Origin of the sequence: Candidatus Chromulinivorax destructor, from assembly GCF_003366055.1 — a bacterium.
Lineage (GTDB): Bacteria > Babelota > Babeliae > Babelales > Chromulinivoraceae > Chromulinivorax > Chromulinivorax destructor.
Map to the genome: position 1 here is coordinate 474,988 of NZ_CP025544.1, position 13,374 is coordinate 488,361.

The 13,374-nt window shown below is 31.4% G+C and carries 11 protein-coding genes; 7 read left to right on the top strand and 4 right to left on the bottom strand.

The annotated features are described in order from the left end of the window. Positions 1–3: 3 nt before the first annotated feature. Genes recD2 through C0J27_RS02420 form a run of 3 tightly spaced genes read left to right on the top strand, consistent with a single transcriptional unit; the run spans position 4 to position 3,370 of the window. Complete coding sequence (recD2, locus tag C0J27_RS02410; protein ID WP_115585602.1) at positions 4–2,175, top strand: SF1B family DNA helicase RecD2; 2,172 nt, start codon at positions 4–6, stop codon at positions 2,173–2,175. Further along, complete coding sequence (locus C0J27_RS02415; protein ID WP_115585603.1) at positions 2,166–2,834, top strand: N-acetylmuramoyl-L-alanine amidase; 669 nt, start codon at positions 2,166–2,168, stop codon at positions 2,832–2,834. Before recD2 ends, C0J27_RS02415 begins: the two co-directional genes overlap by 10 nt. Beyond that, positions 2,831–3,370 carry a hypothetical protein gene (locus C0J27_RS02420; RefSeq protein ID WP_115585604.1) on the top strand — a complete coding sequence of 180 codons (540 nt, stop codon included), beginning with the start codon at positions 2,831–2,833 and terminating at the stop codon, positions 3,368–3,370. The genes C0J27_RS02415 and C0J27_RS02420 overlap by 4 nt, the downstream gene beginning before the upstream one ends. Before the next feature lie 60 nt (positions 3,371–3,430). Here C0J27_RS02420 and C0J27_RS02425 read toward each other — a convergent pair whose 3' ends face one another. After that, entirely contained in the window at positions 3,431–4,828 is a 1,398-nt protein-coding gene (locus C0J27_RS02425) for an FtsH/Yme1/Tma family ATP-dependent metallopeptidase (protein WP_115585605.1), read from the bottom strand. A 409-nt stretch (positions 4,829–5,237) separates the two neighbouring features. Between C0J27_RS02425 and C0J27_RS02430 the strand changes: the two genes are divergently transcribed. Next, entirely contained in the window at positions 5,238–5,927 is a 690-nt protein-coding gene (locus tag C0J27_RS02430; protein WP_115585606.1) for a hypothetical protein, read from the top strand. A 248-nt stretch (positions 5,928–6,175) separates the two neighbouring features. Further along, positions 6,176–6,397: a hypothetical protein gene (locus C0J27_RS02435; protein ID WP_115585607.1), complete on the top strand. Its 222-nt coding sequence runs from the start codon at positions 6,176–6,178 to the stop codon at positions 6,395–6,397. A 73-nt stretch (positions 6,398–6,470) separates the two neighbouring features. On the opposite strand, the gene C0J27_RS02440 is transcribed toward C0J27_RS02435, so the two are convergent. From C0J27_RS02440 to C0J27_RS02445, 3 genes are all read right to left on the bottom strand, one after another. Next, positions 6,471–10,016: a mechanosensitive ion channel domain-containing protein gene (locus tag C0J27_RS02440; protein ID WP_115585608.1), complete on the bottom strand. Its 3,546-nt coding sequence runs from the start codon at positions 10,014–10,016 to the stop codon at positions 6,471–6,473. 31 nt (positions 10,017–10,047) lie between these two features. Continuing rightward, complete coding sequence (locus C0J27_RS05765; RefSeq protein WP_286206274.1) at positions 10,048–10,179, bottom strand: hypothetical protein; 132 nt, start codon at positions 10,177–10,179, stop codon at positions 10,048–10,050. A 93-nt stretch (positions 10,180–10,272) separates the two neighbouring features. Continuing rightward, positions 10,273–10,800 (bottom strand): hypothetical protein, encoded by a 528-nt coding sequence (locus tag C0J27_RS02445; protein WP_115585609.1) that lies wholly within the window; start codon positions 10,798–10,800, stop codon positions 10,273–10,275. Positions 10,801–10,908: 108 nt separating this feature from the next. On the opposite strand from C0J27_RS02445, the gene C0J27_RS02450 reads away from it, so the two are divergent. Beyond that, positions 10,909–11,205 carry a hypothetical protein gene (locus C0J27_RS02450; protein WP_115585610.1) on the top strand — a complete coding sequence of 99 codons (297 nt, stop codon included), beginning with the start codon at positions 10,909–10,911 and terminating at the stop codon, positions 11,203–11,205. Positions 11,206–11,420: 215 nt separating this feature from the next. Beyond that, complete coding sequence (typA, locus tag C0J27_RS02455) at positions 11,421–13,226, top strand: translational GTPase TypA (protein ID WP_115585611.1); 1,806 nt, start codon at positions 11,421–11,423, stop codon at positions 13,224–13,226. The last annotated feature ends 148 nt before the right edge of the window (positions 13,227–13,374 follow it).

A 13,374-nucleotide genomic window follows, 5' to 3' on the forward strand; every position in this document is an offset into this window, starting at 1 on the left:
TTTATGACTGAAGATGAAATATTTGGTCTGATAGACCGTTTCGTATATCAAAACGCTGAAACAGGTTTTGCTATCTTAATTTTAAAAACAAAAGAAAAGTTGCCGGTGACTGTTACCGGCAACTTTGTTAATATTCACGAAGGCCAAGAACTGTACGTTAAAGGTGCATGGGTTTATAATCAAAAATTTGGCAAACAGTTTCAATCTACTAGTTACTATTCAAAACTTCCCAACAACATTGCAGGTCTTAAAAAATATCTGGGCTCTGGCCTGATTAAAGGTATTGGAAAGAGCTATGCAGATAAAATCGTTAATCACTTTAAAGAAAAAACTTTAATGATTATTGATTCGATGCCTCATAGACTTTCTGAAATTCCAGGAATTGGTAGTAAGCGAGTTGAACAGATTACTCAATCATGGTCAGATCAAAAATATATTGCAGAGATTATGATCTTCTTGCAAGACAAAGGTGTTACGACAACCTACGCAACAAAAATTTATAAAAAATACAAAAATAACTCAATTCCTCTTTTAACTGAAGACCCATACCGCCTCATTTATGATATTTGGGGCATTGGTTTTAAAACAGCAGATATGATAGCGCAAAATCTTGGTTTTGAATTATCATCAGTTAAACGAGTTAAAGCTGGAATTCTTTTTAATCTTCATGAAGCTACAAAACAAGGCCACTTGTATCAAGAGCTTTCTACACTGAAAAATAGCACGTTTCATCTTTTAGATTTACATGCTGATCTCCATGCAGCTCAGATGAAACACGCACTGCATCAACTCCATGATGAAGAAAAAATTAAATTAATTACCTATAATAATGAACATTTTTTAACAACAACTGCTTTTTATTTTTCAGAGAAAAGTCTTGCAACCAAGATTCAAGCAATTGTTGAATATCCATCTCCTCATACTTTCAACATGAACACGTTGTATAAAAAATTACAAGAACATCAACATATTCAACTCAATGAACAACAACAACTTGGGGTACTTGGAACTTTTCAACATAAAATATCAGTAATTACTGGTGGGCCTGGAACAGGTAAAACAACCGTAATAAAAGCGCTTTTAACGTTACTTGAACAAGAGAACATGCGCTATAAATTGGCAGCTCCGACAGGCCGTGCAGCAAAAAAAATGATGGAAGGAACTGGCAGACCTGCGACGACTATTCATCGTCTTTTAGAAGTTGACCCTGCAAATATGCAGTTTAAGCATAATGATCAAAATGCGCTTGAAGTTGATTTTTTAATTATTGATGAAGCGTCGATGATCGATATTTTTTTAGCTCTAGCAATTATTAAAGCAACTCCACTGCCTGCACATATTATTTTTATTGGTGACATTCATCAATTACCATCAGTTGGGCCAGGAAACTTTTTACATGATTTAATTGCAAGCAAGAAAGCTCCAACAACAACGCTCTCACAAATTTTCCGCCAAGCTCAAAACAGCATGATTATCACCAATGCATATAAAATCAATCAAGGGGAAATGCCTTCAACTGATTTACCTGATTGCAAAAAAGATTTTTATTTTATTAAAGAAGATAATCCAGAAAATGTTATGGGCCACATCAAAACAATATTACTTGAAAAGCTTCCTCGCCATCATATTAACAGCTCTCAAGCAATTATTTTATCACCTATGCATAAAGGTGCAGTTGGAACGCAGCAACTTAATCATGACTTGCAACTGCTATTAAATCCTGAACAAAAAGCATCGTTAACCTATGCTGGAACAACATTTAAACTTCATGATAGAGTCATGCAGATAAAAAATAATTATGATAAGAAAGTTTTTAATGGCGATGTTGGCGTTATTGATACAATTGATCCAGAAGAAAAAATAGTTTCAATTTCTTTTGATTACACCAATGCGGTATATTCTTTTGATGAACTTAATGAACTATCACTTGCGTATGCTTTAACAATTCACAAAAGCCAAGGTTCAGAATACGAAGCAGTTATTATACCAATTTTCATGCAACATTTTACACTCTTACAACGCAATCTTATTTATACTGCAATAACACGTGCTAAGAAATTATGTTTCTTTATTGGGCAACCAAAAGCTGTCGCTATGGCAGTTAAAAATAATAAAACAATTGAACGTCTCAGCTTTTTAAATCGTTTTTTAACTGAAGATATAGCATGTCGATAAAAAAAATAATACAGTATGTATGCCTTGCGGTCATAGCAATGCAGTCACCTATACTGGTAAGTAAACAAAATCTATTTACGATTATGATAGACCCTGCTGGAGATGCAAAACATACTGGCCGATTAATTCAAGATACACTTGAACGTGGCATATCATTACAATGCGCAGAAGAACTTAAAAAAGTGATTATGCAAAGAAATAGTAACATTCGTGTGATTTTAACACGAGTTCCTGGAGAGACAATACAACCATTACAAAATGCATCATTTGCTAATAGGTTACAAGTCGATTTTTATATGAGTATATATTTTTATGAAGAACAAAACACCCCTGCCTATATTACACTGTACCACTATCTTGAAAACCCAATAAACGACTATTGGTACAAACCACTCCAACTTTGTTTTTATCAAACAAATCAAGCACATCTCATGCATCTTGCAACAACAAAAAAATGGGGTATTGCGATGCTGGATGTTTTACAAAACAAACAGTCACAAAAATACTTTCAGCCTCTTGGGTTTTTTGGCATTCCATTTCAGCCACTTGTTGGAGTTCAAGCGCCAGCAATTGCAGTTGAAATTGGATTAAAAAACAAACAAGATTGGCGCCATGTTATTGAGCCATTAGTTCAAGCGATAGAAAGAATCATACAATGAAATATTTTACAACTGCTTGCCTTGTTATAGTTTCATGTATTGCTGGAGTTATTCTCTATGCATATCAAAAAGAATGGATCATTATAGTACCTCCATATCAGACAGCTGTTTACCAGCCTGAAGATACTGATGAACATCTCGAGCACCGCACGATTTCATTATTTTTCTTTAAACATCATCAATGGTCTAAAGAAGATATCACAATTATCTGGTCATCAGATGCATCATACAATGTAAAAACTATTTTAAATAGTTGGTTTATGCTCCTGGAAGACGAAAAAATTATCGATAAAGATATCCAAGTCGTATCAGCAATTATATCACCTGCAAAAGAACTTTTTATATCACTCAGCAAAGAACCTTTTAATAAACAAGATGCAACCTATATAAAGCTAATGATTGTACAAGGTTTACTTAAAACACTGTATGAAAATAAAGTGCCCGTACAATCTGTACGTTTTTTAATTCATCACCAGCCGCTTCTTGATGATCATTTAAATTTTTCAATTTCATGGCCGTTATCTGGCTTTTTATAAAAAAAGGTGTTTATGTAGACTTTTACAAGTTACCTAAACACCCCATTACATCACTGTATGTTAATTTGATTGTTTATTGTTAAGTAGATGTTGTAATTCTATAGATGATATGATTCCTTTTTTGCGCAATAAATCGACAATACAGATAATATCTGACTTGTTCTCTGAAATATAAATGAACGTTTTTATATAACAATCTTTTAATATAAGTTCAATTTGTTGATGTATTACATTTTCATCAAGTTCATCTTGATCCTTAATTAAAAGCCTTGCTGCTGTGCGAGCTTGCTCTAAATCACTAAAAGCTCCATTTCGCTCTAATAAATCTAAAAATCCAGCATCCATATCATCAAATATTATTTGTGTAGGAAATCCAAATACTTGCTCACTAACTCCTCCCGCTAAATACATCATAATATCATGCTCTAATTGAAGATCATTTTGAGTTATATCTTTGTAATGTTCTTGCATAGAAACCATTCCATTATAAAAAATTCTTGGTAGAACTGTAACATATGAAACTGATCTTCCTGTATCTTTTTTCATTGCAAGTAATGTATGCCCAGCCTCATGATACATAGTTAATTCATTGTCTCTATATACTAATTTTTTTAAGTTTAAAATCCATTGAAAATCATTTTTTTTGTGAGCCAATGCCTGATACAGATGTTTTAAATCTATAGAATCTGAATTATCTTTCAATGCAATATGCTGAGCATTGTGTATAAAATCTATATAATTGACTAATGAAAAAGGTTGCTCACTATAAAATTCAAGCATTAAATTATATACCATAGAAGCATCTATATGATCTGCAAATTTTATATGCTGAAAAACATTTTCAAGATATTTTTTAGTATCATCATCACTCAAATCAGCTTCATTTTTTAATAAATACATTTGATTTTTGTCATCATTACTTACGTTAAACGCATCAACAAGTCGTTCATCCAGGAAAATTATATGTCCTGATTCTTGTAAATGCTGAATTTTTTGTAAAAAGTAATTTTGCAATAGAATTTGTTCAGACTCCAAAGTAGCTCCATCATTCATGGTATCTGACATAATAAGACAAGGTGTAATCGACTGTGCTTTTTCAAAAACTTTATCTATTCGCTTTTTTCTATTATCAAAAAAAATTCCTTTATCTATTAATTTTGCTGTTTGCACACGAATAATAGAACAATTTATATCATTCTGTAATAATGGATTAAAAAATCGTTGCTCTGCAACTGGAGATGTTTTTTTACTTGTATTTTTATGATAATTTGTAACAGAATGAGAAACTGTATAAACATCTGTTTTCATATTATCGGTTAACTGCAACGTACCTATTACTCCTAAATATGCGCATGCCGAGAATGCTACTTTATTAAAAGCTCCTGCTTGCACTTGGTCACATGGATAACCAAAAAATCTAATTAATAGCAATATTATAAAGCATTGATAAATCTTCATATATTTTTAACCTTCACTGAAACATTTAAATAGGTGTTTTATATAACGAGGTTGTTTCAACCAAATTTTAACTCTAAAGATTTATCCTACATTTTCTACGAAAACTCCGGGAATTTGCTGACCAGTTAACCTCATGCACTATTTTTTAAACTAAAAAAGCGTAAAGTGGCCACCGCCACTCCTATTTTCGGAGAGGAGCGAAGCTATATCGTAGGTTTTTATCAACATGTAAATTTGGTTCACACAGCATAATAGTAACATATCTAATTTTTATATTAAAAAGGTGAATCATTTTTTAAATTACATTCTTAATTTTTAATATAATTTTTTCTACAAAATGTATTCAATTAATCATTGATTTTATATTTTATTTTTTAGTATTGTTAGAAATATAGAAAAAGGAATATATATGTTTCATAATCGATTAACGTACCAACAATTATCAGATTTTTTTCATTTGACCACTTTTATAGGGTTAGTAAACCTTTTATGTAAAGTGCTGCAAATTTATTACGTTCCTGATGCTACAAGGCTGAGCATTATCATTGATAATATAAGCAATGCTACCTTCTTTACGACAACGATTATTATTGTTGGGCTTGCTCTTAAATTTTTTCTCAAAGATTATAAAAGCTTTACAAAAAAACATAAAATTCTTGCCTTAAGTATTATGGCATGCATTGTTACGTTTATTGTATGGATTGTCATAACAAATAAAATCTTGAAATTTTACTTGTTTGCCATCAAAGATATGCATGATAAAAAAGCTGTATATCTTTTTGCTTTTATTATATGCATGCTCATTTTTGATAGTTATTATGCTTATAAAGACCATAGCAAAATAGGCGAGGCTGCTCTTATTAAAAGTATATTTAAAAGTTTTAGACTTTTACTCTATAAATATTTAGTAATAGGTCTTTCGTATGCAGGGCTTTTGCACATGACAGAATTACATAGATTTGCAGAAACAAGTGTCCCTATTATACAATATACAACGCTGTGGTTTGCATCTGTTTTAGGATTACTACTCGTATCAATTTGGACCATATATTTTTTATATTATGTGCTAAAAAATATATTATATCATCAAGACAAATAATAAATTACCTAGATTGAGTGAATCAAATTTTTACAAGAGAGTTTTCCCCTCCCTTTTCTGTGAAAACTCCGCGAATTTGCTTGCCAGTGTGCCTGATGCACTATTTTTTAAACTAAAAAAGCGTAAAGTTGCAGTCGCTGCTATGCTTGCAAAGATAAGCGTAGCGATATCGCAGGCTTGTATTTTAATTTTTAAGTTTGCTTTACACAGCCTAAATAATTAATGTTACTATAAAAAAGGAAAGTTATATGTTTCAAAATTCAATAAAAAATATGAGTAATGAATCTAAAGGAATGCTTGCTTCTATTTTAGGACTGATTTTAATTTTAGGTACCCTTGGAAAATTACAAATACTGCAAAGTATCTTAAACTCAATTATGTTGCTCACTGGTCTTGCTCTTCTCTTTTGGGGGATTAACGTCAGCAACAGTTATAAAAAAATAACAACGTATCTTCATAAGAAAAAATAAACTTTATCAATTTATAAAAAAGGCGCTCTTGATTATGAACAATCAAGAGCGCCTTTTTTATCTCAAAATAATACTATTTCATCGTAATTTGCATAACAGGCTGAGCAACAGAAATTCCATGTGCTTTTAAGTGTATGACAATCGCTAGACGAATATCACTTGCAATTTTCCATTGATTAAGAGTATTTGTAGAACTAATATAGCCTCGCACCATAAAGGTATATCCCTTATCGTTAAAATCATCTAAACGAATTAGTGGTTCAGGTACTTTTAATACATCATGATTTTCATCAAGCACTTGGTGTAAAATATTCTTAACTTGCTCTGGATCGCTATCAAACGGCACAGAAAAAACAATATCATCAAAAGCAATATACCCGCGAGTATAATTCCAATTATAAATAGGTGATTTTAAGATTTGTGAGTTAGGAACTACAATTGTTACTGAATTTTTTCTGCGTAAAATTACAGCACGTGGTCCGATTTTTTTTACAACACCCAAAACATGGTCATCAATTTTAATAAAATCACCTACTTTAACTTGTCGTTGCACTAATATAAAAAAGTAAGCTACAACGTCGGCAAATAGATCTTTAAACGTCCAACCAAAAGTTACTAACCCGATCCCTAAAATATAGCCTACTAAAAAGCCTAAGCCCTCTAATTCAAGCATAATAAAAATAGTTGCGCTCATAATAACATAACGAGAGATTGTCATAACCGTATCTTGCACACCAGGATCTACATACTGAATGTCAAATACTCTTTGTAGCACATACCGTCTAAATAAAAATGCTAAAAAAGCACCAATTATTGGAGAAAATAATAATCGAATACAACCTGCAACTCGAATAAATTCTAATTTAGAGCCTGCAGAACCATAATAAATATGATAATTTAAAAATTTATCTATTTGATCTAAGGCTATTGGGTAACCCCAAATTTGAGCGATTAAAAGAATTGTTAACGCTATAAATAAAAAGAATAAAATAACAACAAATATTGCATACCATGTTTTAGCGTAATCAAATCGTTCTTTTTTGACAAATTCACCAGTATCTTTAAAAAATATCAGTGACGATATTGTTTTAATTGCATTGTGAATCAAATACATGGTTGCAAGTAAAATAAGAGTCATGGTGATATTTAAAATCATGTACCACATTAAATGACCGTAACCTCCAAGATATGGGTCACTTAAAATCAACATAACAATGCAAAATAGTGATAAAATATAATAGTATCTATCAACTAATTTTGAAAACTCTTCAAAATATATATTTGTTTTTGGAATTAAATTTAACAGTTCATCTTTTTCGATTGAAAAAACAACTGAAATAAAAATCACGACATGGTATAACCGAAGCAAAATAATAGGAAACTCTGACTGCTGATACATCATGACGAGCATGAACATTTTTCTAAAAAATAAAATTGTAATAGTCGAAATTGAAAAAAATGAAAATATCCATCGAAATCGATTTTGAAACGATTCGCCCAAAAGTAAATATCCAATAGATTTATTAAAATCTAATAGATAAACCAAAAATGATCGTGATAAATAGGTTAAAAGGACAATAGAAAATGCATAAAACATCAAAACAAAGACGATCGAGTAATGACAAATACTCAATGACATAAAGAGTAAAATCCATATATAAATCAACCCTAAATATTCTTGTATAAATCCACACAGAACAGCGAACATTCTACTCAATAAAAAAATGTTATGCATGTCTGGACTGATCTGCATAAATGAATTATATAAAGCAGGAAGCATAATTAAAAGACACAAATAAATAATATAGAGAAAGATACCAAGTAATATATAGGTAAAAAACTGTGATGTAGAGGTTGTAATAAAATTATAAGCATCATCAAAGAAATTGAAATGAATGATATAATCTTGCACCATTCCGTAAATATTATGAACAAAGGTAATGAGATTTGGAATAATTTCTTTAATCCCATTGAGCGTAACTGCACGGTTTGATCGATGCCAAACGCCAATTAAATCAAGCTCTTGTAGCATAAAATTCGTCAGGATCAGCGATTCTTCTTTCAACTCAATTAACGATGCATACTGCTCACTTAATTTAAGATAGACATCTGCCTGGCGCTCAACAGCTTTTAATGATTTTGTTAGTAAAGTTATACTTTCATTATACTTTCTTTGATTTTCAGCAATATCATTTGATGGATACGACTTTAATCGTTCTTGATATTTTTTTATATTTTGTAATTTTTTATGCTGAGATTTTATTAACATATGCAATTCGCCTGTGCGATCTTGATATGATTTAATCATATTTTGTATAGAATTTTTCGTATCTTTATAATGATTACGTAAGGTTTCTAAATGATCATTATCATGAAATTTAGATTGAGTAATTGCATACAAAGACTGGACTGCATCTTCTAATGCTTGCGCATGAAATATTTTTGCATCTTGCATCAACAATTCAATACGAATTTTTTCAATTTTTTGATCAATAAAAGCTACATTTAAATATGCTAATGAAACAGAAATTGCTTGGAAGTCTTCTTGAATTGTATCAAATGAAACATCCCAATCTTCTACTTGACGAATGTTGGATAATGAAATTTTATAACGATCACTTAATTTTTCAAGCTCTTCTTGCATGTAAGATTTTTGATTTGCTAGATCAGTTCGATCTTTCATTAAATTAATTTTACTTGCTTGAACTTCTGACTTTATTTCATTATTTTTTTGCTGATAAAATAACACATCCTGTTTATCAACTTTCATGCGACGTCGAACTTGCACTAAACTTGCTTCTAGTTTAATTTTTTTCTGCGCAGTAACAAACATCTGGGATGTTATAAATTCAACGCTTCTGACATGCTCTTCAACACGTAAAGCATCTAATTCACGTTCTTGCATCAGCACTTCTTTTTCAAGATTGTATAATGCTACCTGATTTTTGACATCAGCATGATTTGATTTTTTTAATGATTCTATGTAATCATTAATAGCTTTTATTTCTTTATCTTTTGTTGTAATAAAATTTTCAGAACGAGCAACAACCGATTCTTCATTTTCTTTTTTAATTTGTAAACGAGATAAAGCTTCTTGCTCAAGCATAATTTTATGAGTTAAAATCTGTAAATCAGAAAATGCATATAAAGATTTTTCTTCTATCTCATCATTTGGCTCATCAAGAGATTGAAAATATTTATCAAGATATTCAATGTGCTGTTTCATATATTCAGCTATTTGCTGACGAGTTTCACGAACATCAGGAAGAAGTTGATATTTATTATTTAATAAATTAAGTTTTTTTGATAAATATTCATTATTCCCATTGGCAGGAGTTGTCTTTAAATTATCTATCTCTTTTTTTACCAAAATCATCTGCTTTTCGATTGCATCTGATTGTAACTTTGATTTTTCAAGTAATGCTTTATATTCAACTTTTAACGTTTCAAGCATATTTTGTTTTTGGGCTGCATCTTCACCAATAAAAAACTTTAGGCCAGTATTTGGCATAACTGAATCTTTTAAAGCATCAAAACCAACAGGTTGCAAATGAAGTGCAAATCCAGAAACAGAACTCATCAACAAACAGAATAATGCTTTATGCATATATTTTTTCATAACAATCCTTACTCACTACTCTTCAATTTTTTTATGTATAATGAACAACAACTATAACGAGCATACTATGATGCTTCATGCGATGCATGGTATTTATTGTCATAGCGTATCTTGCTACTATAATACAAGAATTATTATGGTAAATAATACATATATTTACCATAAGTTGCGACCTTAATATTTTAAATTTTAACAGACGCTTTATACATGAGCTTGTGCGAATTAAATTTTATAGAGATTGTTCTGGCCTACGTTTTTATATTTGATCACTCGACCAGCAATAATGAAGTGCTTTATAAAGAATTTGATCAATATTATCAATATCAACTCGATAACCTTGCACAACAATTTGATACAGTAATCTGTCTTCAGGAAATATTCCTAAATACAAAAAGAGCTTTAATAGATGTATTTTTTTTTGCTCACTAGTAACTGATTCTAAATTTTGATAAATCTCAAGAATTAAAGTGAAAATATCTTGCATCATAATTTGCCATGGTGCAAAATTTAAACATATTTTTAAAATGTCATGCACAAAATAAAGGTCATAGGTATCAGGATTAAATGGAATAAAATAAACATCAAGAAAATCGCACTGATAGGATGATTCTTTCTTTTTTATATCACAAAAAATTAATGATCCATTACAAAGTTTTGATGCTTCATGTTTTTCCGTAATAAATAAATTTATTTTTCCAAACTGCTCGTGCAAAATCGTAACTTTATTTTTCTTGGGAAACCAGTTTTTTAAAACAATTGCATGACTGATCAAAAAATGCTCCATGATAAAAATATTTGTTGTTATGATTGTACAATTTTAGCATAATCGGTACTATTACAAAAATATAATTTTAAAATTAAAATAATCACACTGTATGGAAGGTAAATTGGTATGAAATTTTTATACGTTATTGCTTGCTGCATGTTATTTTTTTTACCTAATTTGTGCCATGCATCTGAAATTGAAACAAAAAATTCAATCTCAGATTCTGATTGGCTTATTGCTGATAAAGAAGGCAATTCAGAAGAAGTAGAAAAACCTGCCCCAGCAGTCCATGAAGATCAAGAATTTAACCCAGATGCGCACATTATTGCAGAAGTTGATGCAATAGCAAAGTCTATGTGTGATGATGCTCTTGCAATCTGGAGCTCTGTTCTATCTTTATTTACCGATGATGATAATCTATAAAACTTTACAATAGTTAATTTTGTAAAAGCTTTTGTCAAAAATCTCTGGCACCATTTCTATAATTGAAAAGTTTTGAATATAATAAATTTACAAACATCACTATTAATTCATTTCGATAGCAAATAATAGATTTTAATTAGTAAAATAGGTATTCTAAAAGAAACATAATTTTTTAGAGTACCTAGAATTTTTATCAAATAAGGAAAACTTAGACGATGGATCAATCAAAGATACGTAACGTTGCTATTATAGCACACGTTGATCACGGTAAAACAACTATGGTTGACGAAATATTCAAGCAAAGTGATTCTATGCAAGCGCATCATGTTATTGAAGAGCGTTTGATGGATTCAATTGATCTTGAAAAAGAGCGTGGAATTACCATTAAATCAAAAAATGGTTCTTGCATGTACAAAGACTATTTTATTAACATCATCGACACACCTGGTCACGCTGACTTTGGTGGAGAAGTTGAACGCGTGCTTAAAATGGCTGACGGTGTTCTTTTCCTTGTTGATGCTGCAGAAGGCCCAATGCCTCAGTCTTTCTTCGTATTGAAAAAAGCTGTTGCATTAAACTTACCTGTAGTTGTTGTTGTAAACAAAATCGACAAAGAAACAGCTCGTATTGAATGGGTTATTGACCAAGTTTTCGATCTTCTTGTAGGTCTTAATGCTCCTGATGAAATCTTAGATTTCAAAGTTGTATACGCATCAGCAAGAAACGGTTGGGCAACAACTGACTATAACGTTAAAACTGATAACATCAAAGCTATTTTTGAAGCGATTGTAAACTACATCCCTGCACCTAAAGGTGACCCAAACGGTCCTTTCCAAATGCTTGTAAGTTCAATTGATCATTCAGCTTTCATGGGTCGTTTAGCAATTGGTAAAGTTACTTCTGGTTCAATAGCTTTAGCTAACAGCGTAGTTGCTGCATCAGAAAACTTTATGAGTCAGCCTATCCGTGTAACAAAATTATACAGATTTGAACGTAATAAACATATGGAAATCGAAACAGCTTCAGTTGGTGAAATCATCGCTGTTGCAGGTTTTAAAGATATTTTAGTAGGTCAAACTGTTACGAGTGCATCAAACCCAATTCCACTACCTTCATTCAAAATTGATCCACCAACAGTTGCTATTAAATTCTTACCAAACGACTCTCCATTGTCAGGTCAAGAAGGCGATTTCATTACAAGTCGTCAATTGCATGATCGTTTACACCGTGAACCACTTTCAGACATTGCTATGCAAGTTGAAGATGATGGTATCGGATTTAAAGTTTCTGGCCGTGGCGAATTACATCTTTCAATCTTTATTGAAAAATTACGTCGTGAAGGTTATGAATTCCAAGTATCTCGTCCTGAAGTAGTTTTCCAAGTTATTGATGGCAAAAAAATGGAACCGTACGAAACGGTAACTATCGACGTTGCAACTCAATACATTGGTAAAATTATTGAAGCTATGGGTACACGTAAAGGTCAAATGACTGATATGAGAGAAGATGGTCCTATGACTCGTCTTATCTATGAAATCCCAACTCGTGGTATTTTAGGATACCAAGCTGACTTCATGATGGATACTAAAGGTATGGGTATCATGAGTTCTGCTTTTGACAAATACGGTCCATACATTGGTGAAATCAGACTTCGTCAAAATGGTGTGATGATTGCTATGGAAAGTGGCAAAACAACTTCATACGCACTTGAAGGTCTTGAAGACCGTGGTGTATTGATTATGGGTTCTGGCCAAACTGTGTACGAAGGTCAAATCGTTGGTAAACATTCACGCGATAACGACTTAACAGTTAATGCTTGTAAAGGCAAAAAACTAACGAACATGCGTGCATCTGGTTCTGATGATTCAACAGCATTACAACCGCATCTACAAATGACGTTAGAACAATGTCTATCGTTCATTATGGATGATGAGTTGATCGAATTCACTCCAAAATCAATTCGCTTAAGAAAAATGATTTTAAACGAAGGTGAACGTAAACGTAGTGGTAAAAAAAGCTAAACTTTACCGTTTAATTTTTGATCAAATACAAAAGAAGGGAATCTTTACAGATTCCCTTCTTGCTTTTATATAGTAAATATACACATAAAAAATTATGCGCATGAGCCAACTCCATGAGCAGCCTATACTTCATTCTAGATCGAATTTT

Bases quoted from the DNA above. Each gene is read 5' to 3' on its own strand.
- recD2 (WP_115585602.1), top strand. From the start codon at position 4: ATGACTGAAGATGAAATATTTGGTCTGATAGACCGTTTCGTATATCAA.
- C0J27_RS02415 (WP_115585603.1), top strand. From the start codon at position 2,166: ATGTCGATAAAAAAAATAATACAGTATGTATGCCTTGCGGTCATAGCA.
- C0J27_RS02420 (WP_115585604.1), top strand. From the start codon at position 2,831: ATGAAATATTTTACAACTGCTTGCCTTGTTATAGTTTCATGTATTGCT.
- C0J27_RS02425 (WP_115585605.1), bottom strand. From the start codon at position 4,828: ATGAAGATTTATCAATGCTTTATAATATTGCTATTAATTAGATTTTTT.
- C0J27_RS02430 (WP_115585606.1), top strand. From the start codon at position 5,238: ATGTTTCATAATCGATTAACGTACCAACAATTATCAGATTTTTTTCAT.
- C0J27_RS02435 (WP_115585607.1), top strand. From the start codon at position 6,176: ATGTTTCAAAATTCAATAAAAAATATGAGTAATGAATCTAAAGGAATG.
- C0J27_RS02440 (WP_115585608.1), bottom strand. From the start codon at position 10,016: ATGAAAAAATATATGCATAAAGCATTATTCTGTTTGTTGATGAGTTCT.
- C0J27_RS05765 (WP_286206274.1), bottom strand. From the start codon at position 10,179: ATGGTAAATATATGTATTATTTACCATAATAATTCTTGTATTATAGTA.
- C0J27_RS02445 (WP_115585609.1), bottom strand. From the start codon at position 10,800: ATGGAGCATTTTTTGATCAGTCATGCAATTGTTTTAAAAAACTGGTTT.
- C0J27_RS02450 (WP_115585610.1), top strand. From the start codon at position 10,909: ATGAAATTTTTATACGTTATTGCTTGCTGCATGTTATTTTTTTTACCT.
- typA (WP_115585611.1), top strand. From the start codon at position 11,421: ATGGATCAATCAAAGATACGTAACGTTGCTATTATAGCACACGTTGAT.